Origin of the sequence: Streptomyces sp. NPDC058579 (assembly GCF_042718575.1) — a bacterium.
Taxonomy (GTDB): Bacteria; Actinomycetota; Actinomycetes; order Streptomycetales; family Streptomycetaceae; genus Streptomyces.
The window spans coordinates 143,304-168,798 of the sequence record NZ_JBHXPI010000007.1 but is presented as its reverse complement, the minus strand read 5'-3'; the positions used below and the strand labels follow the sequence as shown (position 1 = coordinate 168,798).

General features: G+C 69.3%; 23 protein-coding genes, 1 tRNA gene and 1 pseudogene. 24 read left to right on the top strand and 1 reads right to left on the bottom strand.

The window, feature by feature from the left end:
- Nucleotides 1–16: 16 nt before the first annotated feature.
- Nucleotides 17–88: transfer RNA gene (locus ACFWRO_RS12475), tRNA-Arg, on the bottom strand.
- A gap of 168 nt (nt 89–256) precedes the next feature.
- On the opposite strand from ACFWRO_RS12475, the pseudogene ACFWRO_RS12470 reads away from it, so the two are divergent.
- The 24 genes and pseudogenes from ACFWRO_RS12470 to ACFWRO_RS12355 form a co-directional block, all read left to right on the top strand.
- Nucleotides 257–661: pseudogene (locus ACFWRO_RS12470) on the top strand (response regulator); the annotation flags it as partial.
- Between the two features lie 253 nt (nt 662–914).
- Nucleotides 915–1,958 carry an ArgS-related anticodon-binding protein NrtL gene (nrtL, locus tag ACFWRO_RS12465; protein WP_384508314.1) on the top strand — a complete coding sequence of 348 codons (1,044 nt, stop codon included), beginning with the start codon at nt 915–917 and terminating at the stop codon, nt 1,956–1,958.
- An 11-nt stretch (nt 1,959–1,969) separates the two neighbouring features.
- A complete protein-coding gene (gene lysA, locus ACFWRO_RS12460) occupies nt 1,970–3,361 on the top strand; it encodes a diaminopimelate decarboxylase (protein ID WP_384508311.1) in 1,392 nt (463 codons plus the stop codon).
- Nucleotides 3,362–3,467: 106 nt separating this feature from the next.
- Nucleotides 3,468–4,760, top strand: a complete 1,293-nt coding sequence (locus ACFWRO_RS12455; protein WP_384508308.1) for a homoserine dehydrogenase — start codon at nt 3,468–3,470, stop codon at nt 4,758–4,760.
- A gap of 6 nt (nt 4,761–4,766) precedes the next feature.
- Nucleotides 4,767–5,837, top strand: a complete 1,071-nt coding sequence (gene thrC / locus ACFWRO_RS12450) for a threonine synthase (protein WP_384508306.1) — start codon at nt 4,767–4,769, stop codon at nt 5,835–5,837.
- A gap of 380 nt (nt 5,838–6,217) precedes the next feature.
- The gene (gene thrB / locus ACFWRO_RS12445; RefSeq protein WP_384508303.1) at nt 6,218–7,135 is read left to right on the top strand and encodes a homoserine kinase; all 918 of its coding nucleotides are present in this window, start codon (nt 6,218–6,220) and stop codon (nt 7,133–7,135) included.
- A 384-nt stretch (nt 7,136–7,519) separates the two neighbouring features.
- Nucleotides 7,520–9,559 carry a transcription termination factor Rho gene (gene rho / locus ACFWRO_RS12440; RefSeq protein ID WP_384508300.1) on the top strand — a complete coding sequence of 680 codons (2,040 nt, stop codon included), beginning with the start codon at nt 7,520–7,522 and terminating at the stop codon, nt 9,557–9,559.
- A 203-nt stretch (nt 9,560–9,762) separates the two neighbouring features.
- The gene (locus tag ACFWRO_RS12435; RefSeq protein WP_384508298.1) at nt 9,763–10,854 is read left to right on the top strand and encodes an LCP family protein; all 1,092 of its coding nucleotides are present in this window, start codon (nt 9,763–9,765) and stop codon (nt 10,852–10,854) included.
- Between the two features lie 132 nt (nt 10,855–10,986).
- The gene (rpmE, locus tag ACFWRO_RS12430; protein WP_384508295.1) at nt 10,987–11,205 is read left to right on the top strand and encodes a 50S ribosomal protein L31; all 219 of its coding nucleotides are present in this window, start codon (nt 10,987–10,989) and stop codon (nt 11,203–11,205) included.
- Nucleotides 11,206–11,304: 99 nt separating this feature from the next.
- Nucleotides 11,305–12,381 (top strand): peptide chain release factor 1, encoded by a 1,077-nt coding sequence (prfA, locus tag ACFWRO_RS12425; protein ID WP_384508292.1) that lies wholly within the window; start codon nt 11,305–11,307, stop codon nt 12,379–12,381.
- A 38-nt stretch (nt 12,382–12,419) separates the two neighbouring features.
- The gene (gene prmC, locus ACFWRO_RS12420; RefSeq protein ID WP_384508289.1) at nt 12,420–13,265 is read left to right on the top strand and encodes a peptide chain release factor N(5)-glutamine methyltransferase; all 846 of its coding nucleotides are present in this window, start codon (nt 12,420–12,422) and stop codon (nt 13,263–13,265) included.
- Between the two features lie 46 nt (nt 13,266–13,311).
- A complete protein-coding gene (locus ACFWRO_RS12415) occupies nt 13,312–13,959 on the top strand; it encodes an L-threonylcarbamoyladenylate synthase (RefSeq protein ID WP_329115876.1) in 648 nt (215 codons plus the stop codon).
- Nucleotides 13,956–14,600: a protein-tyrosine-phosphatase gene (locus ACFWRO_RS12410; RefSeq protein ID WP_384508286.1), complete on the top strand. Its 645-nt coding sequence runs from the start codon at nt 13,956–13,958 to the stop codon at nt 14,598–14,600. The genes ACFWRO_RS12415 and ACFWRO_RS12410 overlap by 4 nt, the downstream gene beginning before the upstream one ends.
- Nucleotides 14,601–14,713: 113 nt before the next feature.
- Nucleotides 14,714–15,961: a serine hydroxymethyltransferase gene (glyA, locus tag ACFWRO_RS12405; RefSeq protein WP_384508284.1), complete on the top strand. Its 1,248-nt coding sequence runs from the start codon at nt 14,714–14,716 to the stop codon at nt 15,959–15,961.
- Between the two features lie 106 nt (nt 15,962–16,067).
- Entirely contained in the window at nt 16,068–17,399 is a 1,332-nt protein-coding gene (locus ACFWRO_RS12400) for an MraY family glycosyltransferase (protein WP_384508281.1), read from the top strand.
- Nucleotides 17,400–17,663: 264 nt separating this feature from the next.
- Nucleotides 17,664–18,080, top strand: coding sequence for a hypothetical protein (locus ACFWRO_RS12395; protein WP_384508278.1), 417 nt, complete (start codon nt 17,664–17,666; stop codon nt 18,078–18,080).
- A gap of 225 nt (nt 18,081–18,305) precedes the next feature.
- Nucleotides 18,306–19,115: a F0F1 ATP synthase subunit A gene (gene atpB / locus ACFWRO_RS12390; protein WP_384508275.1), complete on the top strand. Its 810-nt coding sequence runs from the start codon at nt 18,306–18,308 to the stop codon at nt 19,113–19,115.
- 99 nt (nt 19,116–19,214) lie between these two features.
- The gene (gene atpE / locus ACFWRO_RS12385; RefSeq protein WP_024761915.1) at nt 19,215–19,481 is read left to right on the top strand and encodes an ATP synthase F0 subunit C; all 267 of its coding nucleotides are present in this window, start codon (nt 19,215–19,217) and stop codon (nt 19,479–19,481) included.
- Between the two features lie 41 nt (nt 19,482–19,522).
- Entirely contained in the window at nt 19,523–20,065 is a 543-nt protein-coding gene (locus ACFWRO_RS12380; RefSeq protein ID WP_384508271.1) for a F0F1 ATP synthase subunit B, read from the top strand.
- The gene (locus ACFWRO_RS12375; protein WP_384508268.1) at nt 20,062–20,877 is read left to right on the top strand and encodes a F0F1 ATP synthase subunit delta; all 816 of its coding nucleotides are present in this window, start codon (nt 20,062–20,064) and stop codon (nt 20,875–20,877) included. The genes ACFWRO_RS12380 and ACFWRO_RS12375 overlap by 4 nt, the downstream gene beginning before the upstream one ends.
- A 132-nt stretch (nt 20,878–21,009) precedes the next feature.
- Nucleotides 21,010–22,608, top strand: a complete 1,599-nt coding sequence (gene atpA, locus ACFWRO_RS12370; RefSeq protein WP_384508266.1) for a F0F1 ATP synthase subunit alpha — start codon at nt 21,010–21,012, stop codon at nt 22,606–22,608.
- 20 nt (nt 22,609–22,628) lie between these two features.
- Entirely contained in the window at nt 22,629–23,546 is a 918-nt protein-coding gene (locus ACFWRO_RS12365; RefSeq protein WP_384508263.1) for a F0F1 ATP synthase subunit gamma, read from the top strand.
- Entirely contained in the window at nt 23,546–24,988 is a 1,443-nt protein-coding gene (gene atpD, locus ACFWRO_RS12360; protein WP_384508260.1) for a F0F1 ATP synthase subunit beta, read from the top strand. Before ACFWRO_RS12365 ends, atpD begins: the two co-directional genes overlap by 1 nt.
- 109 nt (nt 24,989–25,097) lie before the next feature.
- Nucleotides 25,098–25,472 carry a F0F1 ATP synthase subunit epsilon gene (locus ACFWRO_RS12355; RefSeq protein WP_362003799.1) on the top strand — a complete coding sequence of 125 codons (375 nt, stop codon included), beginning with the start codon at nt 25,098–25,100 and terminating at the stop codon, nt 25,470–25,472.
- The last annotated feature ends 23 nt before the right edge of the window (nt 25,473–25,495 follow it).

Sequence of the window (25,495 nt, the reverse complement as noted above, 5' to 3'; positions counted from 1 at the left end):
GCTGTTCCGGCTTCTGTGCCCCCGGCAGGATTCGAACCTGCGCACACGGCTCCGGAGGCCGTTGCTCTATCCCCTGAGCTACGGGGGCGTTCGTCGCGTTCGGCGGCGACGGGTAGAACCCTACCAGCATCCGAGCCGTGCCTGTGAACAGGTATTTCCGTCGAGTCACCGACCCCCCGTTCCCCCTCACGGGTCGGAAGTGGGCAAAACCCGGACGCAGCCACTTCCGGCGACCTACTCTCGTCGTGTGTCAGGCATGTCCGGTCGGGTGCTCGTTGTCGATGACAACCGGGTGATCCGGCAGTTGATCAGGGTCAATCTCGAGCTTGAGGGCTTCGAGGTCGTGACCGCGGCCGATGGTGCCGAGTGTCTGGATGTCGTGCATCAGGTGCAGCCTGATGTCGTCACCCTCGACGTCGTCATGCCCCGGTTGGACGGGTTGCGTACCGCCGAGAGACTGCGGTCCGATCCGCGAACCAGTCATCTGCCGGTCGCCATCGTCAGTGCCTGCACCCAGTACGAGATGGACAGCGGTGTCGCCGTCGGCGTCGACGCCTTCCTCGCCAAGCCCTTCGAACCCGCCGAGCTCGTACGCGTCGTACGCAAGCTCATGCACCGCGACGGGCGGCAGCCCGGACAGCGGCGTGGCGGACAGGAGGGGCCGTCGGGGGTCGAGGGAAGACACGTCGAAGGTAGACCGGTCGAGGGTAGACACGTCGACGGGACCCACGGCGACGGAAGACCCCCCGGCGACACCCACGACGACGGTCGTTGCGACACCCGGTCCGACACCCGCCCCGACGGTGGCCGTCGTGGCGCAGGGCGTGCCGGTAGTAGCTGTCCCTAGTGGTCTTGGTGACCGCATCGCGAAACCGGTTCGCGTTCCGACCCCCCTTCTCCCATACGCTTGTCCCGTGACCCCCGCGGACCTCTCCCTCACCGTGCTGCACGCCGTGCGCCGTGCGGTCGACGACGGTGTGCTCCACGTCGAGGTCCCCCAGCGCGTCACCGTCGAGCGGCCCCGGCCCGGGGGGCGTGGCGACTACGCCAGTAACGTCGCCCTCACCCTCGCCCGCGCCGCCCACCGCCCGCCCCTCGATGTCGCCGCGATCCTCCGCGACCGGCTCCACTCGAGCCCCGGCATCGCCGCCGTCGAGATCACCGGGCCCGGCTTCCTCAACTTCAGCCTCGACGCCAGTGCCCAGCAGGAGCTCGTGCGGGAGATCCTCAGGCTCCGTTCGCGGTACGGGTGGCTCCAGCCCAGCGGGCAGGTCGCGCAGCCCGTCCACCGTGCCGACGTCCGGGCCGCCGTCACCGCCGATGCCGCACGGCGGATCCTCGTCTCCCAGGGGTACCTCGTCCGCACCGCCTGCGAGGACGCCGCCGACCCCGACTGGGCCCTGTTGGGGGTACGCATCGAGGCTCAGGGCGCGCGGGGGTACCTGGCCACCGACATCGCCCCTCTTCCCGTTCCCCTCAGCCCCCGCGAGCTCGTCCATACCCTCGGTGTCGACGCCGCCCGGTGGGGGCTTCTCTCCGTCGTCGGCCATGACCACGCCCGGGTCGGTGACGAGCTGCTCCGGCAGCACGAGGACAACCCCCTCTTCCGCGTCCGGTACGCCCACTCCCGTGCCCGCGCCCTGACGAGGAACGCCGAACAGCTCGGGTTCCACAGCGAGCCCGGCCGTCACATCGACGACCTCCTCCTCACCCGCGTCCTCGGCGACCACCCCGCCGTCCTCGCGGCCGCCGCCCGCCATCGCGCCCCCGATCGGGTCGCCCGGCATCTCGAAGTCGTCGCCGACGCGCTGCTCGACTTCCAGCACACCGTCCTGCCCCTCGGCGACGAGAAACCCTCGGCCGCCCACCGCTCCCGGCTCGCGCTCGCCGAAGCCGCCGGGGTGGTGCTCGCCGGTGGCCTCTCCCTGCTCGGCATCAGCGCACCCGACCAGATTTGAAAGATGCAGACATGAGCCGTTCCGCCCACCCCGCCGGGCCCCGCCACGCCGACGTCCTCCCCGAAGGGCACTACACGGCGCCGCCCGCCGACCTCAATGCCCTCGACCCCAAGGTGTGGGCTCGGACCGTCAGTCGTAACGCGGAAGGGCAGGCCACCGTCGCCGGGCTCTCCGTCACCGAGCTCGCCGAGGAGTTCGGCACTCCCGCCTACTTCCTCGACGAGGCCGACTTCCGCGCCCGCTGCCGCGCCTGGGCCGACGCCTTCGGGTCCGACGCCGACGTCTTCTACGCCGGCAAGGCCTTCCTCTCCCGCGCCGTCGTCCGGTGGCTCACCGAGGAGGGGCTGAATCTGGATGTGTGCTCCGGAGGGGAGCTGTCCACCGCCCTCTCCGCCGGTATGCCCGCCGAGCGCATCGCCTTCCACGGCAACAACAAGAGCGAAGAAGAGATCCAGCGCGCCATCTCCGTCGGTGTCGGGCGGATCGTTCTCGACTCCTTCCAGGAGATCGTTCGCGTCGCCCACATCGCCCAGTCCCTCGGCAAGCGGCAGCGCGTCCAGATCCGTGTGACCGTCGGCGTCGAGGCGCACACCCACGAGTTCATCGCCACCGCCCACGAGGACCAGAAGTTCGGCATCGCCCTCGCCGGGGGACAGGCGGCCGAAGCCGTCCGGCGTGCCCTCTCCCTCGACGGGCTCGAGCTCATCGGGATCCACTCCCACATCGGGTCCCAGATCTTCGACATGGCCGGCTTCGAGGTCTCCGCGCGGCGCGTCGTCCAGCTCCTCGCCGAGGTGCGCGACGAGCACGGCGTCGAGCTCCCCGAGATCGACCTCGGCGGCGGCCTCGGCATCGCCTACACCTCCGACGACGACCCCCGCGAGCCGCACGACATCGCCAAGGCCCTCAAGGAGATCGTCACGCGGGAGTGCGAGGCCGCCCGCCTCGCCACGCCGCGCATCTCCGTCGAGCCCGGGCGTGCCATCGTCGGGCCCACCGCCTTCACGCTGTACGAGGTCGGGACCGTCAAGCCGCTCGAGGGGCTGCGGACGTATGTGAGCGTCGACGGCGGTATGTCGGACAACATCCGTACCGCGCTGTACGACGCCGAGTACAGCGTCGCTCTCGTCTCCCGGACGAGTGACGCCGCGCCCATGCTCGCCCGTGTCGTCGGCAAGCACTGCGAGAGCGGCGACATCGTCGTACGGGACGCGTTCCTGCCCGCCGACGTCGCGCCCGGCGATCTCCTCGCCGTACCGGCCACCGGCGCCTACTGCCGGTCCATGGCCAGCAACTACAACCACGCACTCCGCCCGCCCGTCGTCGCCGTCCGCGACGGCGAGGCGCGCGTGATCGTTCGGCGTGAGACGGAGGAAGATCTCCTGCGCCTCGACGTCGGGTGATGAAATAGATGTCTCAGGATCCGGACGAGGGGCAGAAACCCTCGTCCGGTGAGTGAGACTGGTCCAACCGTAGAGATACGAAGCAGTACGAAGGAAACGAGGTCGGATGATGCGTACGCGTCCGCTGAAGGTGGCGCTGCTGGGCTGTGGAGTGGTCGGCTCAGAGGTGGCGCGCATCATGACGACGCACGCCGACGACCTCGCCGCGCGCATCGGCGCCCCGGTCGAGCTCGCCGGCGTCGCGGTCCGCCGCCCGGACAAGGTCCGGGCCGGCATTCCCGCCGAGCTGATCACCACCGACGCCACCGCCCTGGTCAAACGGGGCGACATCGACGTCGTCGTCGAGGTCATCGGCGGTGTCGAGCCCGCCCGCACGCTGATCACCACCGCCTTCGAGCACGGCGCCTCCGTCGTCTCGGCCAACAAGGCGCTCCTCGCCCAGGACGGCGCGAGCCTGTACGCCTCCGCCGAGGAGCACGGCCAGGACCTCTACTACGAGGCCGCCGTCGCCGGTGCCATCCCGCTGATCCGGCCGCTGCGCGAGTCCCTCGCCGGCGACAAGATCAACCGCGTCATGGGCATCGTCAACGGGACCACCAACTTCATCCTCGACAAGATGGACACGTCGGGGGCCGGGTACAGCGAGGCGCTCGACGAGGCCACCGCCCTCGGGTACGCCGAGGCCGACCCCACCGCCGACGTCGAAGGGTTCGACGCCGCCGCCAAGGCTGCCATCCTCGCAGGGATCGCCTTCCACACGCGCGTGCGTCTCGACGACGTGTACCGCGAGGGCATGACCGAGGTCACCGCCGGCGACTTCGCCTCCGCCAGGCAGATGGGCTGCACCATCAAGCTGCTCGCGATCTGCGAGCGGGCCGCCGACGGCGAGTCCGTCACCGCGCGCGTGCACCCGGCGATGATCCCGCTGAGCCACCCGCTCGCCTCCGTCCGCGAGGCCTACAACGCGGTCTTCGTCGAGGCAGAGGCCGCCGGGCAGCTCATGTTCTACGGCCCCGGCGCCGGCGGCGCTCCGACCGCCTCCGCCGTCCTCGGCGACCTCGTCGCCGTGTGCCGCAACAAGCTCGACGGGGCCACCGGCCCCGGGGAGTCCGCGTACACCCAGCTGCCCGTGAGCCCCATGGGCGACGTGGTGACGCGGTACCACATCAGCCTCGACGTGGCCGACAAGCCGGGTGTCCTCGCCCAGGTCGCGACGGTCTTCGCCGAGCACGGCGTGTCGATCGACACCGTCCGTCAGCAGGGCAAGGACGGCGAGGCCTCCCTCGTCGTCGTCACCCACCGCGCGCCCGACGCCGCCCTCTCCGGGACCGTCGAGGCGCTGCGCAAGCTCGACACCGTGCGCGGTGTCGCCAGCATCATGCGTGTTGAAGGGGAGTAAGGACCCATGACCAGCAAGGGCACCCACCAGTGGCGCGGCATCATCGAGGAGTACCGGGACCGCCTTCCGGTCACGGACACGACGCCGGTCGTCACGCTCCGTGAGGGCGGTACGCCGCTCGTTCCCGCTCAGGTCCTCTCCGAGCGCACGGGCTGCGAGGTGCACCTCAAGGTCGAGGGCGCCAACCCCACCGGTTCCTTCAAGGACCGCGGCATGACCATGGCCATCTCCAAGGCCAAGGAGGAGGGCGCGCAGGCCGTCATCTGCGCGTCCACCGGCAACACCTCGGCGTCCGCCGCGGCTTACGCGGTGCGCGCCGGCATGGTGTCCGCCGTCCTCGTGCCGCAGGGCAAGATCGCGCTCGGCAAGATGGGCCAGGCCCTCGTGCACGGCGCGAAGATCCTCCAGGTCGACGGCAACTTCGACGACTGCCTCGACCTGGCCCGCGCGCTGTCGGACAACTACCCGGTCGCGCTGGTCAATTCCGTCAACCCGGTCCGTATCGAGGGGCAGAAGACCGCCGCCTTCGAGATCGTGGACATGCTGGGCGACGCGCCCGACATCCACGTCCTGCCCGTGGGCAACGCCGGCAACATCACGGCGTACTGGAAGGGGTACCGCGAGTACGCCGCCGACGGCCTCGCCACCCACCGCCCGCGCATGTGGGGCTTCCAGGCCTCCGGCTCCGCGCCGCTCGTGCGCGGTGAGGTCGTCAAGGACCCGTCGACGATCGCCACCGCGATCCGGATCGGCAACCCCGCCTCGTGGGACTACGCGATCGCCGCGCGCGACGAGTCCGGTGGCTTCATCGACGAGGTGACGGACCGTGAGATCCTGCGCGCGTACCGGCTGTTGGCCGCGCAGGAGGGCGTCTTCGTCGAGCCCGCCTCCGCCGCCTCCGTCGCCGGTCTGCTGAAGGCCGCCGAGCAGGGCAAGGTCGACCCGGGGCAGCGGATCGTCTGCACCGTGACCGGCAACGGCCTGAAGGACCCCGACTGGGCCGTCGCCGGCGCGCCCCAGCCGGTCACCGTCCCGGTCGACGCCGCCGCGGCAGCCGAGCGCCTCGGCCTCGCGTAACCCCGTCGCGGGCCGTGCGTAAACCCCGCGCAGGCCACGCGCAACCCCGCGTTGGACCCGCGCAGACCCCGCGCGACCCCGCGCAAGAAGGTCGTAAGTCCCTGAAGTCTGGCCGGAAACGCCTCTCCGGGAGTCCCCGGAGAGGCAAACCCGACCAGGAACGTACATAGGCGCACAGCAAGGCTTGCGACACGCATCGTGCGCCTCCTGTGCGCCCTATGTCGCCACAGAACCTTCCTTCGATAGGCTGTACCGAACCCGCCCCGTTGCATATGCGCGGTGTCGTTGCCGTTGTCGCCCCCGAGGCAGAAACGGCCCCCGGGTTTCCGTGTACTTCTCTTGAAATCCCGTAGTCGCAAGTCAAGGAGAGTCATCGAGCGATGGCCGGTCCCGCCTTCCGCGCCGCCGCCGTACGGGTGCGCGTTCCCGCCACCAGCGCCAACCTCGGCCCGGGCTTCGACGCCTTCGGCCTTTCGCTGGGTCTCTACGACGACGTCGTCGTCCGGGTCGCCGACTCCGGGCTGCACATCGACATCGCCGGCGAAGGCGCCGACACGCTCCCGCGCGACGAGAGCCACCTGCTCGTACGCTCCCTGCGTACCGCCTTCGACCTGCTCGGCGGACAGCCGCGCGGCCTCGAAGTCGTCTGCGCCAACCGCATTCCGCACGGCCGCGGCCTCGGCTCCTCCTCCGCCGCCATCTGCGCCGGCATCGTCGCCGCCCGCGCCGTGACCATAGGCGGCGACAGCCGCCTCGACGAGGCGGCCCTCCTCGAACTCGCCACCGAGATCGAGGGACATCCCGACAACGTCGCCGCCTGTCTGCTCGGCGGCTTCACGCTCGCCTGGACCGAGTCCGGTGCCGCGCGGGCGATCAGGATGGATCCCTCGGATTCCATCGTTCCGGTGGTTTTCGTCCCCGGGAAGGCCGTCCTGACCGAGACCGCGCGCGGTCTGCTGCCGCGCACCGTCCCGCACGTCGACGCCGCGGCCAACGCCGGCCGCGCCGCGCTCCTGGTCGAGGCGCTCACCCGCCGCCCCGAGCTGCTGCTCTCGGCCACCGAGGACCGGCTGCACCAGGAGTACCGGGCCCCCGCGATGCCGGAGAGCATCGCCCTTGTGAACCGGCTGCGGGCGGACGGAGTCCCCGCCGTCATCTCCGGCGCGGGCCCCACGGTGCTCGCGCTGGCCGAACACGGGACGGCCGACAAGGTCGCCCGACTGGCGGGCGAGGGATGGGCCGCGAACCGGCTCGACCTCGATGTGTCCGGAGCGAGTGTTCTGCCGCTCGCGCCCTAGGGACACGTGATTGCCGGTGAGGGAGAGGGGGAATGTTTGTTGGAGCCGGTAGTGTTAACCTCAAGTCAGCACCCGGCGCCTTTGTGGCGCGGTGCTGAGTGTCCCTATCAGGGACCACCGATTCTTCCGGGAGCCTCCCCAACTGCCTGAGCAGCCCGCCTGAGCAGTTTCGAGCACGCTCCGGAACCGGCACGACACCCCTCGCTCATCCTGTGTGAGGGCCGAGCTAGGGGGCCTCGGGCCGGACCCAAGCACGTTTTTTCTCTTCCGCCGTACCCGGCGGGACCACCGCCCCGACACGGTCCACAAGCCAGGACCGTTGTCGGACAGCACAACCGGTCGCCGAGCCAGATGGCCGACGTCCGCTCCAGGGAAGGACCCTTCGTGAGCGACACCACCGATCTGATGGGCGTGACTGCCGACAACACGGTCGACACTTCCGCGCCCGCCGCAGGTGCTGCCACTGGCACCACCGCACGGCGCCGCCGCTCCGGCACCGGCCTTGACGGCATGGTCCTGGCCGAGCTGCAGCAGGTCGCGTCCGGCCTCGGCATCAGGGGCACCGCGCGGATGCGCAAGAGCCAGCTGATCGAGGTCATCAAGGAGGCGCAGGCCGGTGGCGGTTCTTCCGCCCCCGCCAAGGCCGCCGCCGACACGGCTGAGACCAAGCCGAAGCGCCGCGCCACCTCCAAGGCCCGTACGGTCGACGCCGCCGCCGAGCCCGCCCCCGCGCAGGCGGAGAAGGCCGAGAAGGCCGTCGCCCAGCAGCAGATCGACATCCCGGGGCAGCCTGCCTCCGAGGACCAGCCGGCCGGCGAGCGCCGCCGCCGTCGGGCCACCGCGCCCGCCGGCAGCCCGGAGGCCGAGTCCGCGCAGGCCGTCAAGACCGAGACCAAGGCCGACACCCGGACGGACTCCCGAACCGAGTCCCGTACGGACGCGTCCGCCGAGGCCAAGGCCGAGACCGCCGTCGACACCGCCGAGGGCCGCGGCCGCCGTGACCGCGGCGATCGTGGCGAGCGCCGTGACCGTGGCGAGCGCGGCGAGCGTGGCGACCGCCAGCGCGACCGCCGTGACCGCGGTGGCAAGGCCGACGAGCAGCAGGGCGGTGGCCAGGGCGGCCAGCGCCAGCAGCGTCAGGGCGGCGGCCAGCAGCAGAACACCGGCCCGCAGGACGACTTCGACGACGAGGGCGGCCGTCGTGGCCGTCGCGGACGCTACCGCGACCGCCGTGGCCGTCGCGGGCGTGACGAGTTCGCGCCGAACGAGCCGCAGGTCGCCGACGACGACGTCCTGATCCCCGTCGCGGGCATCCTGGACATCCTCGACAACTACGCGTTCATCCGGACCTCCGGCTACCTGCCCGGCCCGAACGACGTGTACGTCTCCCTCGCCCAGGTCCGCAAGAACGGCCTGCGCAAGGGTGACCACGTCACCGGCGCCGTGCGTCAGCCGAAGGAGGGCGAGCGCCGCGAGAAGTTCAACGCGCTGGTCCGCCTGGACTCCTCGAACGGCATGGCCGCCGACTCCGGTCGCGGTCGCCCCGAGTTCAACAAGCTGACCCCGCTCTACCCGCAGGACCGGCTCCGTCTGGAGACCGACCCGGGCGTGCTGACCACGCGGATCATCGACCTCGTGGCGCCGATCGGCAAGGGCCAGCGAGGCCTGATCGTGGCCCCGCCGAAGACCGGCAAGACCATGATCATGCAGGCGATCGCCAACGCGATCACCATCAACAACCCCGAGTGCCACCTGATGGTCGTCCTGGTCGACGAGCGTCCGGAAGAGGTCACCGACATGCAGCGGTCGGTCAAGGGCGAGGTCATCTCCTCGACCTTCGACCGCCCGGCCGAGGACCACACCACGGTCGCCGAGCTGGCCATCGAGCGCGCCAAGCGTCTCGTGGAGCTGGGTCACGACGTGGTCGTCCTGCTCGACTCGATCACCCGCCTGGGACGTGCGTACAACCTCGCCGCCCCGGCCTCCGGCCGCATCCTGTCCGGTGGTGTCGACTCGACCGCGCTCTACCCGCCGAAGCGCTTCTTCGGTGCCGCGCGCAACATCGAGGACGGCGGCTCGCTGACCATCCTGGCCACCGCGCTGGTCGACACCGGCTCGCGCATGGACGAAGTGATCTTCGAGGAGTTCAAGGGCACCGGCAACATGGAGCTCAAGCTCGACCGGAAGCTCGCCGACAAGCGCATCTTCCCGGCCGTCGACGTCGACGCCTCGGGTACGCGTAAGGAAGAGATCCTGCTCGGCAGCGACGAGCTGGCCGTCACCTGGAAGCTGCGTCGCGTGCTCCACGCGCTCGACCAGCAGCAGGCGATCGAGCTGCTGCTCGACAAGCTCAAGCAGACGAAGTCGAACGGCGAGTTCCTGCTCCAGATCCAGAAGACGACTCCTGGCGGGAACAACGACTGAGGTATGACCTCCGTCACACGACGGGGGCCGGCCCCAGGGCCGTAACCCCGCCGTGACCTGGATCGACGTCCGCGCCCACCGTGCCCCGCACGGTGGGCGCGGTGCGTTGCGGGCCGTCGCTCTACGAAACCTCACAGGTTCCCGTGCAACCCTTCCGGGCGCATGTCCGTCACAGAAGGTGAAACTAGGACCTGAGGTAGGAAATGACCGAGCAGAGCAAGAGCGGACGAATACGGCCCAACGGCCGCCGCCGCAAACAGCCCGCCAAGGGCCGCCGCGCGGTGACCGTCGCCGCCTGGAGCACGGCCGCGCTCATCGTGGTCGGCGGCTCCGGACTCGGTTACGTCTACTTCAAGCTCAACGGCAACCTCCAGGGCGTCGACATCAACGCCAAGCTCGGCACCGACCGCCCCAAGAACGTCGACAACGGCTCCATGGACATCCTCGTCCTCGGCTCCGACTCCCGCTCCGGTGACAACGGCGCGTACGGCAAGGACGAGGGCGGTGCCCGCTCCGACACCGCGATGGTCGTGCACGTCTACGAGGGCCACAAGAAGGCCAGCGTCGTCTCCATCCCCCGCGACACCCTGATCGACCGCCCCGCGTGCGTCGACGAGCGGGGCACCCGCGTCCCGAGCGCCGAGCGGGCCATGTTCAACACCGCGTACGAGGTCGGCGGGCCGGCCTGCGCCGTGAAGACCGTCGAGTCGATGTCCGGCATCCGCATGGACCACTACATCGAGGTCGACTTCACCGGCTTCAAGAAGCTGATCGACAAGCTCGGCGGCGTCGAGATCACCACCACCGAGGCCATCAAGGACTCCAAGAGCCACCTGAACCTCGCCCCGGGCACGCACACCCTGAACGGCGAGCAGTCCCTCGGCCTGGTCCGTACCCGCAAGAGCGTCGGCGACGGCAGCGACCTCGGCCGCATCCAGCTCCAGCAGGCGTTCATGAAGGCCTTCATCGACCAGGTCAAGGACGTCGGCGTCTTCTCGAACCCGAAGAAGCTCCTCGACATCGCCGACACCGCCACCAAGGCCATCACCCCCGACTCCGAGCTCGACTCGGTCAACGAGCTGATGGGCTTCGCCGAGGGACTCGCGGGGCTCGGCGCCGACGACGTCCACATGGTCACCATGCCGGTCGAGTACGACCCCGCGGACCCGAACCGGGTCATACCCCTGGAAGCCCAGTCCCGGCAGGTCTGGCAGGCGCTCAAGGCCGACAGGCCCATCCCCGCCTCCGCGACGAAGGACACCGCCACGGGCAAGGCCGACGGCCTGGTGAAATAGCCCGGAATAGTTTCACGCGGGACCCGGTTTTGGGAGATACGGCCGGTCCTGGCAGACTGGTACGTCGGCCCCGGTTCACGCACGTGCATCCCGCACAGCGACCCGGGCGCCCTCCCGAAACTAGGAGACACCTTGAAGCGCGAGATCCACCCCCAGTACGTCGACACCCAGGTCAGCTGCACCTGTGGCGCGTCGTTCACCACTCGTAGCACCCTGACCGAGGGCACCATCCGTGCCGAGGTCTGCTCCGAGTGCCACCCGTTCTACACGGGCAAGCAGAAGATCCTCGACACCGGCGGCCGCGTCGCCCGCTTCGAGGCCCGCTTCGGCAAGGCTGCGGCCAAGAAGTAGCACGTCACTGCGCCGGTCCTTGGTCGCTCCCGCTGGGGGCACCCGGACCGGCGCTTTGCCGTCCCCGCAGTCCTTTCGTACGAAAACCAGGAGCCATCGATGTTCGAGGCGGTCGAGGAACTGATCGGCGAGCACGCCGATCTGGAGAAGAAGCTCGCTGACCCTTCGGTCCACACGGACCAGGCCAACGCGCGCAAGCTGAACAAGCGTTACGCCGAGCTGACCCCGATCATCGCCGTCTACCGTTCGTGGAAGCAGCACGGTGACGACATCGAGACCGCCCGCGAGCTGATGCACGACGACCCCGACTTCGCGGCCGAGGTCAAGGAGCTGGAGAAGCAGCGCGAGGAGCTGACCGACAAGCTGCGGCTGCTGCTCGTCCCGCGCGACCCCAGCGACGACAAGGACGTCATCCTGGAGATCAAGGCCGGCGCGGGCGGCGACGAGTCCGCCCTGTTCGCCGGCGACCTGCTCCGGATGTACCTGCGCTACGCCGAGCGCGTCGGCTGGAAGACCGAGATCATCGACTCCACCGAGTCCGAGCTCGGCGGCTACAAGGACGTCCAGGTCGCCGTGAAGACCAAGGGCGGCAACGGCGCGACCGAGCCCGGCCAGGGCGTCTGGGCGCGGCTGAAGTACGAGGGCGGGGTGCACCGCGTACAGCGCGTGCCCGCGACCGAGTCGGCCGGCCGGATCCACACCTCTGCCGCCGGTGTCCTCGTGACCCCCGAGGCCGAGGAGGTCGAGGTCGAGGTCCACGCCAACGACCTGCGCATCGACGTGTACCGCTCGTCGGGTCCCGGCGGCCAGTCCGTCAACACGACCGACTCCGCGGTCCGCATCACGCACCTGCCGACCGGCATCGTCGCCTCCTGCCAGAACGAGAAGAGCCAGCTCCAGAACAAGGAGCAGGCCATGCGTATCCTGCGGTCCCGGCTGCTCGCCGCCGCGCAGGAGGAGGCCGAGGCCAAGGCCGCCGACGCGCGGCGCAGCCAGGTCCGTACCGTCGACAGGTCCGAGAAGATCCGGACGTACAACTTCCCGGAAAACCGCATCTCGGACCACCGCGTCGGGTTCAAGGCGTACAACTTGGACCAGGTGCTCGACGGCGATCTGGACCCGATGATCCAGGCCTGTGTCGACGCCGACTCGGCGGCCAAGCTCGCCGCGGCGTAAGTTCCCCGTAGCCCCACCCCGTACCACGGAGGACCAGCGTGAACCTGCTGCTTGCCGAGGTGGCCCAGGCCACCCAGCGGCTGGCCGACGCCGGCGTTCCCTCTCCGCGTTTCGACGCGGAGGAGCTCGCCGCGTTCGTGCACGGCGTCAAGCGGGGGGAGCTGCACAACGTCAAGGACGCGGACTTCGACGCCCGCTACTGGGAGACGGTGGCCCGCCGCGAGGCCCGCGAGCCGCTCCAGCACATCACCGGCCGGGCGTTCTTCCGCTATCTGGAGCTCCAGGTCGGTCCCGGCGTCTTCGTGCCCCGGCCCGAGACGGAGTCCGTGGTCGGCTGGGCCATAGACGCCGTACGGGCCATGGACGTCGTCGAGCCCCTGATCGTCGACCTGTGCACCGGCTCGGGCGCGATCGCGCTCGCCATGGCGCAGGAGGTGCCGCGCTCGCGCGTGCACGCGGTGGAGCTCTCCGACGACGCCCTGGTGTGGACCCGCAAGAACGCGGAGGGCTCGCGGGTCACCGTCCACCAGGGCGACGCGCTGACCGCGCTCCCGGAGCTCGACGGCCAGGTCGACCTGGTCATCTCCAACCCGCCGTACATCCCGCTCACCGAGTGGGAGTACGTCGCGCCCGAGGCACGCGACCACGACCCGGACATGGCGCTGTTCTCCGGCGAGGACGGCCTCGACACCATCCGCGGCATCGAGCGCACCGCGCACCGGCTGCTTCGTCCGGGCGGCCTCGTCGTGATCGAGCACGCGGACACCCAGGGCGGTCAGGTGCCGTGGATCTTCAACGAGGAGGCCGGCTGGGCGGACGCCGCCGACCACCCGGACCTGAACAAACGCCCGCGCTTCGCGACCGCCCGCAAGGCGATGCCGTGATCCGCGCCGCTGCCCTGACCAACCCTGTGTACGAGGAGGCCCGCTGATGGCTCGGCGATACGACTGCAACGAGGCGACCGACCGCGTGACCGGCCTGCGCGAGGCCGCGTCCGCCGTGCGCCGCGGCGAGCTGGTCGTGCTGCCCACCGACACCGTCTACGGGATCGGTGCGGACGCCTTCAGCTCGGAAGCGGTCGCGGACCTGCTCGACGCCAAGGGCCGGGGCCGCAACATGCCCACGCCCGTCCTCATCGGCTCCCCGAACACGCTGCACGGGCTCGTCACGGACTTCTCCGAGCAGGCCTGGGAGCTCGTCGACGCGTTCTGGCCGGGCGCGCTCACGCTGGTCGCCAAGCACCAGCCCTCGCTCCAGTGGGACCTCGGGGACACCCGGGGCACGGTGGCGATCCGGATGCCGCTGCACCCGGTCGCGATCGAGCTGCTGACCGAGGTCGGCCCGATGGCGGTCTCCTCCGCCAACCTCACCGGCCACCCGTCGCCGGAGGACTGCGACGCGGCCCAGGGCATGCTCGGTGACTCCGTCTCCGTGTACCTCGACGGCGGCCCGACCCCCGGCATCGTGCCGTCCTCGATCGTGGACGTCACCGGCAAGGTGCCGGTCCTGCTGCGTGAGGGCGCGCTCTCCCCGGAGGAGCTCCGGAAGGTCGTACCCGACCTCGAGGTGGCCAATTGACCGCCCCTGAGGGGCGTGGCATAGCGGGGCACGAGAGCAGTTCCTTCCGCATCCTCCACGTCAGCACCGGCAACGTCTGCCGCTCGCCGATCACCGAGCGGCTGACTCGCCATGCCCTGAGCGACCGCCTGGGCGACCCCCGGGGCGGCGGCCTGATCGTGGAGAGCGCGGGCACGTGGGGGCACGAGGGCGCCCCGATGGAGGCCAACGCGGAGCTGGTCCTCGCCGACTTCGGCGCGGACTACAGCGGCTTCGTCGGCCGCGAGCTCCTCGACGAGCACGTCATCCGCGCGGACCTGGTCCTGACGGCGACCCGCGACCACCGGGCGCAGGTCATCTCGATGGGCCACTCGGCGGGCCTGCGCACCTTCACCCTGAAGGAGTTCACCCGGCTCGTGAGGGCCATAGACCCCGCGACGCTGCCGGACCCGCTGGGCGAGGGCATGGTGGAACGCGCGCGTGCGCTGGTCCGCGCCGCGGCGGCTCTACGCGGGTGGCTCTTGGCCCCGAACGCGGAGGCCGACGAGGTCAACGACCCGTACGGCGCCCCGATCACGTTCTTCCGCTCGATCGGCGAGGAGATCAACAGCGCGCTCGACCCCGTGGTGACGGCCCTGACCGGAGTCCCCACGCGCCGTTGAGGCCGGAGCGCCCTACGGCCAGACGGCTCAGGGCGTCGATGAACATCAGGCAAACCGCTTCCCGCGCGCCTACATTGGAGCTGAAGGCCCGCCCCTCGCGCCGGGAGCCACCCATGCCGGTCACCGCTCCACCCGAATCGGAACTCGACGTCCTGCGCCGGCAGGACCCGGAGATCGCCGACGTGCTGCTCGGCGAGGCGCGCCGGCAGAGCGACAGCCTGCAGCTGATCGCCGCCGAGAACTTCACCTCGTCCGCCGTCCTGGCCGCCCTCGGCTCCCCGCTCGCCAACAAGTACGCCGAGGGCTATCCCGGCGCCCGCCACCACGGCGGCTGCGAGTTCGCCGACGCCGCCGAGCGGATCGCCGTGGAACGGGCCACCGCGCTCTTCGGAGCCGAGCACGCGAACGTCCAGGCCCATTCCGGCTCCTCGGCCGTCCTGGCCGCGTACGCGGCGCTCCTGAGGCCCGGGGACACCGTCCTGGCCATGGGCCTCGCCCACGGCGGCCACCTCACGCACGGTTCGCCCGCCAACTTCTCCGGCCGCTGGTTCGACTTCGTGCCCTACGGCGTCGACGCCGAGACCGGACTCGTCGACTACGAGCAGGTCGCCGCCCTCGCCCGGCACCACCGCCCGAAGGCGATCGTCTGCGGCTCGATCTCCTACCCCCGCCACCTCGACTACGCGATCTTCCGCGAGATCGCCGACGAGGTGGGCGCCTATCTGATCGCCGACGCCGCGCACCCCATCGGCCTCGTCGCCGGGGGAGCGGCCCCGAACCCCGTCCCGTACGCCGATGTGGTCTGCGCCACCACGCACAAGGTGCTGCGCGGCCCGCGCGGCGGGATGATCCTCTGCGGCGCCGACCTCGCGGGCCGCGTCGACCGGGCGGTCTTCCCGTTCACCCAGGGCGGCGCCCAGATGCACACGATCGCCGCCAAGGCCGTCGCGTTCGGCGAGGCCGCGACGCCGGCCTTCAGCACGTACGCCCATCGAGTGGTCGCGCACGCCCGGCTCCTCGCGGACGCGCTCGCCGCCGAGGGCTTCGCCGTCACCACGGGCGGCACCGACACCCACCTCATCACGGCGGATCCGGCTCCTCTCGGCATCGACGGCCGCACCGCGCGGACCCGGCTCGCGGCCGCCGGGATGGTCCTGGACACCTGCGCCCTGCCGTACGGGGACGGGCGCGGCATCCGGCTCGGCACCGCCGCCGTGACCACCCAGGGGATGGGGCCCGGAGAGATGGCGCGGATCGCCGCTTTGTTCACGATCGCGCTACGGGATGACGCCGAGGAGACGGCCCGGGTACGCGCGGAAGTACGCGATCTTGCAGGGCGTTTTCCCCCGTACGGCCGCTGAAGAAGCCGGACCGCAACCATCCGGGCGGCCCGTATGTCCTCAAGCACATGGACAGCACGGCTAGGGTGTGGGGCTGAGATGGCCAGCGATTCCTGTGGGGCAGCCCGTGCGTGATTACCTGCTGACGCTCTGTGTCACGGCCGCGGTGACCTATCTGCTGACCGGTCCGGTGCGGAAGTTCGCCATCGCGACCGGGGCGATGCCGGAGATCCGTGCCCGCGACGTACACCGAGAACCGACTCCGCGGCTCGGTGGCATCGCCATGTTCTTCGGGCTGTGCACGGGCCTGCTGGTCGCGGACCACCTGCAGAACCTCAACAGCGTCTTCGAGCTCTCCAACGAGCCCCGCGCGCTGCTCTCGGGCGCCGCGCTGATCTGGCTGGTCGGTGTCCTGGACGACAAGTTCGAGCTGGACGCGCTGATCAAGCTGGGCGCGCAGATGATCTCGGCCGGTGTGATGGTGATCCAGGGTCTGACGATCCTGTGGCTGCCGATCCCCGGTGTCGGGGTGGTCGCGCTCACCAAGGGCCAGGGCACGCTGCTGACGGTGGCGCTCGTGGTCCTCACCATCAACGCGGTCAACTTCGTCGACGGGCTGGACGGCCTGGCGGCCGGCATGGTCTGCATCGCGGCCGCCGCCTTCTTCCTGTACGCGTACCGGCTCTGGTACGGCTACACGATCGAGGCCGCCGCCCCCGCGACGCTGTTCACCGCGATCCTCATGGGCATGTGCCTGGGCTTCCTGCCGCACAACATGCATCCGGCGAGAATCTTCATGGGCGACTCGGGATCGATGCTGATCGGTCTGATCCTGGCCGCCTCGGCGATCTCGATCACCGGCCAGGTCGACGCCGACGTGCTGCGGATCTTCGAGGGCTCGACGCGTGAGGCGACGCACGCCGCCCTGCCGGTCTTCATCCCGCTGCTGCTGCCGCTCACGATCATCGCGATCCCGATGGCGGACCTGATCCTGGCGATCCTGCGCCGCACCTGGAACGGCCAGTCGCCGTTCGCAGCGGACCGCGGGCACCTGCACCACCGGCTCCTGGAGATCGGGCACTCGCACAGCCGGGCCGTCCTGATCATGTACTTCTGGTCGGCGCTGATCGCGTTCGGGACGCTGGCGTACTCGGTGCACTCGACGTCGATGTGGATCGTGCTCGTGGTGGTCTTCCTCAGCGCCATCGGTCTGGTGCTGCTCCTGCTGCCGCGCTTCACGCCGCGGGCGCCCCGCTGGGCGGAGTCCTTCGTCCCGCCGCGCTACCGCCGCCGCAAGACCGTCCTCCCGGAGACGTCCGCTCCGGCCGCCGCCTCGGTGGCAGGGTCCGCCGAGCCGGTCGAGGAGCGCGTCCCGGTGCCGGCGGGGGTCAACGGAGCCACCGCCATCGGCCACCGTTCGCGCTTCACCGACCGGCGGAAGGCCGGAACGCCGAGTTGACGAAAGCCGCATCGGCTCGCAATACCAGACAAGACCACCTCGTGTCCTGCACACACGCGCGCTGTAACTCTCATGTGTGACAGTCAGCACACCTCACGGGTAAAGAACTACTCAAATAGTTTGTGATACCGTTCACGAGACCCGGCGACAGAGCCGAAAGACCGTAGTGCGACGGTCCGTTGGCCCCGAGACACACCTCGGACCGGGCTTACGCTCGTCCCTGACGACACCATCGCCCCCACCAGCAAAAGCGGAGACACCGCCATGCCGTCGAACGACGCACGCATCCTTCTGTCAGCTGCCATTCCCGCTGCAGCCACCGGCGCCGTCGCCGCGGTCATCAGCGGCGTGGTCGCCGGCGGCAAGGGCGCGATCGGCGCCGTCATCGGCTGCGCGGTCGTGATCGCCTTCATGGGGATCGGGCTCGTGGTGCTCCAGCGGACGGCGAAGTCGTACCCGCACCTGTTCCAGGCCATGGGTCTCCTGCTCTACACGACCCAACTGCTGTTCCTCTTCCTCTTGATGTTCTTGCTGAAGGACACGACGTTCTTCGACTTCAAGGCCTTCGCCTTCACCACGCTCGCGTCGACCCTCGTCTGGATCGCCGCGCAGGCGCGTGCCTACATGAAGGCCAAGATCATGTACATCGACGACCCCAAGAAGCCGGGGTCTTCGACGTGAGGGGTAGGGCCGGGATAAAGGCACATTCGGCTTCCTGCTATCGTCCGGTGCCAACTGCGGCACTGCGGGCGCGGGCATCCGAGCTGACGCCTGTCCCAGCGCGAGGCTCGACGCCGAACCGCCGCCCCCTTATCCGTAAGACCAGTCCAGTGCCGACCCGCGGCTGTGTGCCGCGCCGACACAACGAGGTTGCCGTACCTATGCGCCACGCTGAAGGAGCCCGCGGTGAGTGCTGACCAGACGCTTGCCTTCGACCCGGATTGCCACATCTTCAGTGGATGCGGCTTCCCGGCGCCGGGCCTGCACACGTTCATGTACGAGCCCATCGCCACGGTGGGGGGCATCGAACTCACCAAGCCGATGCTGCTCGCCGTCCTCGGCTCCATCGTGGTCGTCGGGTTCTTCTGGGCCGCCTTCGCCAAGCCCAAGCTGATCCCCGGCAAGATGCAGATGGTCGGCGAGGCCGGTTACGACTTCGTCCGCCGCGGCATCGTCTACGAGATCATCGGCCGGAAGGACGGCGAGAAGTACGTCCCCTTCATGGTGTCGTTGTTCTTCTTCGTCTGGATCATGAACCTCTGGTCGATCATTCCGCTCGCCCAGTTCCCGGTCACCTCGCTGATCGCCTTCCCGGCCGGTCTCGCGCTGATCGTCTACGTCATGTGGATCTCGCTGACGTTCAAGAAGCACGGCTTCGTCGGCGGCTGGAAGAACATCGTCGGCTACGACAAGTCCCTCGGTGCGATCCTCCCGATGGTCGTCGTCCTCGAGTTCTTCTCGAACCTGATCATCCGGCCCTTCACGCACGCGGTCCGACTGTTCGCGAACATGTTCGCCGGTCACCTGCTGATCGTGATGTTCTCGCTGGCCACCTGGTACCTCATGAACGGCCTGGGCTTCGTCTACGCCGGCGCCTCGTTCGTGATGGTCCTCGTGATGACGGCCTTCGAGCTCTTCATCCAGGCCGTCCAGGCGTACGTCTTCGTCCTCCTGGCCTGCAGCTACATCCAGGGCGCGCTCGCCGAGCACCACTGAGTGACCCCGCCCCGCAAGGGGCTCAGCTGCACCCCCCAATCCATCAGTCGTCCGGTGGCCAACCCCCATCGGGTCATTGAAAGAGAAGGAAGTAACGGCATGTCCGCTGCTCTCGACATGATCAACCTCGCCGCCGAAGGTGGCAGCGCCAAGACCAACGTCGTCGGCAACGTCGCCTCGATCGGTTACGGCCTTGCCGCGATCGGCCCCGGCGTCGGCGTCGGCATCATCTTCGGTAACGGTACGCAGGCCCTCGCCCGCCAGCCCGAAGCCGCCGGTCTGATCCGCACCAACCAGATCATGGGCTTCGCGTTCTGTGAGGCGCTCGCCCTCATCGGCATCGTCATGGGCTTCGTCTACCAGTAAATCGGACCGACAGCCCACACCTTTTTACGGAAGGCACTGATGTGAACGCTCTGCTTCTTGCGGCGGAGGAGCCCCAGCCTCCTCTGATCCCGCATCTTGACGAGCTCGTCATCGGCCTGATCGCCTTCGTCATCGTCTTCGGCTTCCTCGCCAAGAAGCTCCTCCCGAACATCAACAAGGTTCTGGACGAGCGTCGGGCGGCCATCGAAGGTGGCATCGAGGCGGCCGATGCGGCCCAGGTCGAGGCTCAGAGTGTGCTGGAGCAGTACAAGGCCCAGCTCGCCGAGGCCCGCCACGAGGCCGCGCGTCTTCGCCAGGAGGCGACGGAGCAGGGCACCGCGATCATCCAGGAGATGAAGGCGGAAGGCCAGCGCCAGCGCGAGGAGATCATCGCGGCCGGTCACACGCAGATCGAGGCCGACCGCAAGTCCGCGGCGACCTCGCTGCGCCAGGACGTGGGCAAGCTCGCCACCGACCTGGCCGGCAAGCTGGTCGGCGAGTCCCTCGAGGACCACGCCCGCCAGAGCCGCACGATCGACCGTTTCCTCGATGAGCTCGAGGAGAAGGCCGAGGCCGTCCGATGAACGGAGCGAGCCGTGAGGCACTGGCCGCCGCACGTGAGTCCCTCGACGCGCTGACCGACAACACCTCGGTCGACACGGCGAAGCTCGCGGGCGAGCTGGCCTCCGTCACCGCGCTGCTCGACCGCGAGGTCTCGCTGCGTCGGGTCCTGACCGACCCGGCGCAGGCGGGCGAGGCCAAGGCCGAGCTCGCCGGGCGACTGCTCGGCGGTCAGGTGGGCGGCGAGACCGTCGACGTGGTCTCGGGCATGGTGCGATCCCGCTGGTCGCAGTCGCGTGACCTGGTCGACTCCGCCGAGGAGCTGGCGAACACCGCCGACCTCACCGCGGCGCAGCAGGCCGGCGCACTGGACGACGTCGAGGACGAGCTGTTCCGGTTCGGCCGGATCGTCTCCTCCAGCACCGAGCTCCGCTCGGCGCTGACGGACAAGGCCGCCACGGCGACCGCCAAGAGCGAGCTGCTGCGCAGCCTGCTCGGCGGCAAGGCCAACGCGGCCACCGAGCGCCTGATCATCCGTCTCGTCACCCAGCCCCGGGGACGTAGCCTGGAATCGGGACTGGAGTCCCTCTCCAAGCTCGCCGCGGCGCGCCGGGACCGGATGGTCGCCGTCGTCACCACGGCGGTGCCGCTGTCCGACCAGCAGAAGCAGCGCCTCGGTGCCGTTCTGGCCAAGCTGTACGGCCGCCAGATGCACCTGAACCTGGACGTGGACCCCTCGGTCCTCGGCGGGATCTCGGTGCAGGTCGGCGACGAGGTCATCAACGGGACCATCGCGGAGCGTCTCGACGAGGCGTCCCGGCGACTGGCCGGCTGACGACAGCTGCCACCCACACAAAAGCATGATCAGCGGCCCGGTTGGGCCGTGCTATTCGCAGAAGATTCCTGGGGGTCGGCCCCCAGACCCCCAAGAAAACTTCGGGCCCAACAAGGAGAGCAGGGAACCCAGATGGCGGAGCTCACGATCCGGCCGGAGGAGATCCGGGACGCGCTGGAGAACTTCGTCCAGTCGTACCAGCCGGACGCGGCCTCGCGCGAGGAGGTCGGAACGGTCAGCCTGGCCGGCGACGGCATCGCCAAGGTGGAGGGTCTTCCCTCGGCCATGGCGAACGAGCTGCTGAAGTTCGAGGACGGCACCCTCGGTCTCGCCCTCAACCTCGAGGAGCGCGAGATCGGTGCGATCGTCCTCGGCGAGTTCAGCGGTATCGAGGAGGGCCAGCCGGTGCAGCGCACCGGTGAGGTTCTCTCCGTAGGTGTCGGCGAGGGCTACCTCGGCCGCGTCGTCGACCCGCTCGGCAACCCGATCGACGGCCTCGGCGAGATCGCGACCGAGGGCCGCCGCGCCCTCGAGCTGCAGGCCCCGGGCGTTATGGCCCGTAAGTCGGTGCACGAGCCGATGGAGACCGGCTACAAGGCCGTCGACGCCATGACGCCGGTCGGCCGCGGCCAGCGTCAGCTGATCATCGGCGACCGTCAGACCGGCAAGACCGCGCTGTGCGTCGACACGATCATCAACCAGCGTGACAACTGGCGCTCGGGCGACGTGAACAAGCAGGTTCGCTGCATCTACGTCGCCGTCGGCCAGAAGGGCTCGACCATCGCGTCCGTTCGCGGCGCCCTGGAAGAGGCCGGTGCGCTCGAGTACACGACGATCGTCGCCGCCCCGGCGTCCGACCCGGCCGGCTTCAAGTACCTGGCGCCGTACACCGGTTCCGCCATCGGTCAGCACTGGATGTACCAGGGCAAGCACGTCCTGATCGTCTTCGATGACCTCTCGAAGCAGGCCGACGCCTACCGCGCCGTGTCCCTGCTGCTGCGCCGCCCGCCGGGCCGTGAGGCCTACCCGGGTGACGTCTTCTACCTGCACTCGCGTCTCCTCGAGCGCTGCGCGAAGCTCTCGGACGAGCTGGGTGCCGGTTCGATGACCGGTCTTCCGATCGTCGAGACCAAGGCGAACGACGTGTCGGCGTTCATCCCGACCAACGTCATCTCCATCACCGACGGCCAGTGCTTCCTGGAGTCCGACCTGTTCAACGCCGGCCAGCGTCCGGCTCTGAACGTCGGCATCTCGGTCTCGCGTGTCGGTGGCTCCGCCCAGCACAAGGCGATGAAGCAGATCTCCGGTCGCCTCCGTGTGGACCTGGCCCAGTTCCGTGAGCTGGAGGCGTTCGCCGCCTTCGGTTCCGACCTGGACGCCGCGTCGAAGGCGCAGCTGGAGCGTGGACAGCGCATGGTCGAGCTGCTCAAGCAGGCTCAGTACCAGCCGATGCCCACCGAGAACCAGGTCGTCTCCGTCTGGGCCGGCACCACCGGCAAGATGGACGACGTCCCGGTGGCCGACATCCGCCGCTTCGAGGCCGAGATGCTGGCGTACCTTCGCCAGAGCCACTCCGGTCTCATGAGCTCCATCCGTGAGGGCGGCAAGATGTCGGACGACACCCTGCAGTCCGTGGCCGACGCCATCTCGGAGTTCAAGAAGCAGTTCGAGACTTCTGACGGGAAGCTGCTGGGCGACGACGCTTCCGCTGCCGTCAACGTCTCGAAGTGACGACGGAAGGGACCTGACTCATGGGAGCGCAGCTCCGGGTCTACAAGCGTCGCATCAAATCCGTCACCGCGACGAAGAAGATCACCAAGGCGATGGAGATGATCGCCGCCTCGCGCGTCGTCAAGGCGCAGCGCAAGGTGCAGGCGTCGACCCCGTACGCGATCGAGCTGACCCGCGCGGTCACCGCGGTCGCCACGGGTGCGAACGACAAGCACTCGCTGACCACCGAGGTGGAGAACCCGACCCGCGCCGCGGTCCTGCTCCTGTCGAGCGACCGCGGTCTGGCCGGCGCCTTCAACTCCAACGCGATCAAGGCGGCGGAGCGGCTCACGAAGAAGCTGGAGAGCGAGGGACGCGAGGTCGACATCTATGTCGTCGGCCGTCGTGGCATCGCGCACTACAACTTCCGTGAGCGCAAGCTGGCCGACTCGTGGACCGGTTTCACGGATCAGCCGGAGTACGCGGACGCCAAGAAGATCGCGGCACCGCTGATCGAGACGATCGAGAAGAACACGGCCGACGGTGGTGTGGACGAACTCCACATCGTCTACACCGAGTTCATCTCGATGATGACGCAGACGGCGGTCGAGGCCCGGCTGCTGCCCCTCAGCCTCGACGAGGTGGCGAAGGAGGCGGGCGAGCCGAACACGCTCCGTCCGCTGTACGACTTCGAGCCGTCGGCGGAGGACGTCCTCGACGCCCTCCTGCCGCGCTACGTCGAGAGCCGTATCTACAACGCGCTGCTCCAGTCGGCTGCTTCCAAGCACGCCGCCACGCGCCGCGCGATGAAGTCGGCGACCGACAACGCGGGAGACTTGATCAACAACCTCTCCCGACTTGCCAACGCGGCCCGCCAGGCCGAAATCACCCAGGAAATCAGCGAGATCGTCGGTGGCACCGCAGCCCTGGCCGACGCGACCGCGGGGAGTGACAAGTAATGACGACCACTGTTGAGACGGCCGCCGCCACGGGCCGCGTCGCCCGGGTCATCGGCCCGGTCGTCGACGTGGAGTTCCCCGTCGACGCGATGCCGGAGATCTACAACGCGCTGAACGTCGAGGTTCCGGACCCGGCCGAGGAGGGCGCGACCAAGACGCTGACCCTCGAGGTCGCCCAGCACCTCGGTGACGGCATCGTCCGTACCATCTCGATGCAGCCCACCGACGGCCTGGTCCGCCAGGCCCCCGTGGTGAACACCGGCACCGGCATCACCGTGCCGGTCGGCGATGTCACCAAGGGCCGCGTGTTCAACACGCTCGGTCAGGTGCTGAACGACGACGCCTCCACCGTCGCCGACGCCCCGCGCTGGACCATCCACCGCAAGGCCCCGGCGTTCGACCAGCTCGAGTCGAAGACCGAGATGTTCGAGACCGGCCTGAAGGTCGTCGACCTTCTCACCCCGTACGTCAAGGGTGGAAAGATCGGTCTGTTCGGTGGCGCCGGTGTCGGCAAGACCGTTCTGATCCAGGAAATGATCGTCCGTGTGGCCAAGCTGCACGACGGTGTTTCGGTCTTCGCGGGCGTCGGCGAGCGCACCCGTGAGGGCAACGACCTCATGGTCGAGATGGAAGAAGCCGGCGTTCTGGACAAGACCGCGCTGGTCTTCGGCCAGATGGACGAGCCCCCGGGCACGCGTCTGCGCGTGGCCCTGGCCGGTCTGACCATGGCGGAGTACTTCCGCGATGTGCAGAAGCAGGACGTGCTGTTCTTCATCGACAACATCTTCCGCTTCACCCAGGCCGGTTCCGAGGTCTCCACGCTGCTCGGCCGTATGCCCTCCGCGGTGGGTTACCAGCCGAACCTGGCCGACGAGATGGGTCTCCTCCAGGAGCGCATCACGTCGACCCGTGGTCACTCGATCACCTCGATGCAGGCGATCTACGTCCCCGCGGACGACCTGACCGACCCGGCCCCGGCCACCACCTTCGCCCACCTCGACGCGACGACGGTTCTCTCCCGTCCGATCTCCGAGAAGGGCATCTACCCGGCCGTGGACCCGCTGGACTCCACGTCCCGGATCCTGGACCCGCGCTACATCGCGCAGGACCACTACGACGCCGCCACGCGCGTCAAGGGAATCCTGCAGAAGTACAAGGACCTCCAGGACATCATCGCGATTCTCGGTATCGACGAGCTGAGCGAGGAGGACAAGCTCGTTGTCCACCGCGCCCGGCGTGTCGAGCGCTTCCTGTCCCAGAACACCCACGCGGCGAAGCAGTTCACCGGTGTGGACGGTTCGGACGTTCCGCTCGACGAGTCGATCGCCGCGTTCAACGCGATCTGCGACGGTGAGTACGACCACTTCCCCGAGCAGGCCTTCTTCATGTGTGGTGGCGTCGAGGACCTCAAGAAGAACGCCAAGGAGCTCGGCGTCTCCTGAGCCTCGTGCTCCTGAGAGGGGCGGGCCGGTCCCGCCCCTCTCTTCACGCCCATTAGAATTGACCCCAACACCCGGCAGTACCGCCGGGTGGTGACCCGAGGAGCCACCCTTGGCTGCTGAGCTGCACGTCGAGCTGGTCGCCGCGGACCGGAGTGTCTGGTCCGGCGAGGCCACCTTGGTCATCGCGCGTACCACCTCCGGCGACATCGGCGTCATGCCCGGCCACCAGCCGCTGCTCGGTGTGCTGGAGTCGGGCCCGGTGACCATCCGTACGAGTGAGGGCGCGACCGTCGTCGCCGCCGTCCACGGTGGATTCATCTCGTTCGCCGACGACAAGCTGTCTCTGCTCGCGGAGATCGCCGAGCTGGCGGACGAGATCGACGCCCAGCGCGCCGAGCGTGCGCTGGAGCGCGCCAAGTCGGATTCGGACGCCGGCGCCGAGCGTCGCGCCGATGTCCGGTTGCGCGCGGTAGCGGTTCGCTAGCGGACCGCGCCGAGAGTTGTGCC

What these genes read in the sequence shown, in the direction of transcription:
- lysA (WP_384508311.1), top strand. Translation starts at nt 1,970, where the DNA reads ATGAGCCGTTCCGCCCACCCCGCCGGGCCCCGCCACGCCGACGTCCTC.
- ACFWRO_RS12455 (WP_384508308.1), top strand. Translation starts at nt 3,468, where the DNA reads ATGATGCGTACGCGTCCGCTGAAGGTGGCGCTGCTGGGCTGTGGAGTG.
- thrC (WP_384508306.1), top strand. Translation starts at nt 4,767, where the DNA reads ATGACCAGCAAGGGCACCCACCAGTGGCGCGGCATCATCGAGGAGTAC.
- thrB (WP_384508303.1), top strand. Translation starts at nt 6,218, where the DNA reads ATGGCCGGTCCCGCCTTCCGCGCCGCCGCCGTACGGGTGCGCGTTCCC.
- ACFWRO_RS12435 (WP_384508298.1), top strand. Translation starts at nt 9,763, where the DNA reads ATGACCGAGCAGAGCAAGAGCGGACGAATACGGCCCAACGGCCGCCGC.
- prfA (WP_384508292.1), top strand. Translation starts at nt 11,305, where the DNA reads ATGTTCGAGGCGGTCGAGGAACTGATCGGCGAGCACGCCGATCTGGAG.
- ACFWRO_RS12415 (WP_329115876.1), top strand. Translation starts at nt 13,312, where the DNA reads ATGGCTCGGCGATACGACTGCAACGAGGCGACCGACCGCGTGACCGGC.
- glyA (WP_384508284.1), top strand. Translation starts at nt 14,714, where the DNA reads ATGCCGGTCACCGCTCCACCCGAATCGGAACTCGACGTCCTGCGCCGG.
- ACFWRO_RS12395 (WP_384508278.1), top strand. Translation starts at nt 17,664, where the DNA reads ATGCCGTCGAACGACGCACGCATCCTTCTGTCAGCTGCCATTCCCGCT.
- atpE (WP_024761915.1), top strand. Translation starts at nt 19,215, where the DNA reads ATGTCCGCTGCTCTCGACATGATCAACCTCGCCGCCGAAGGTGGCAGC.
- ACFWRO_RS12375 (WP_384508268.1), top strand. Translation starts at nt 20,062, where the DNA reads ATGAACGGAGCGAGCCGTGAGGCACTGGCCGCCGCACGTGAGTCCCTC.
- atpA (WP_384508266.1), top strand. Translation starts at nt 21,010, where the DNA reads ATGGCGGAGCTCACGATCCGGCCGGAGGAGATCCGGGACGCGCTGGAG.
- ACFWRO_RS12365 (WP_384508263.1), top strand. Translation starts at nt 22,629, where the DNA reads ATGGGAGCGCAGCTCCGGGTCTACAAGCGTCGCATCAAATCCGTCACC.
- atpD (WP_384508260.1), top strand. Translation starts at nt 23,546, where the DNA reads ATGACGACCACTGTTGAGACGGCCGCCGCCACGGGCCGCGTCGCCCGG.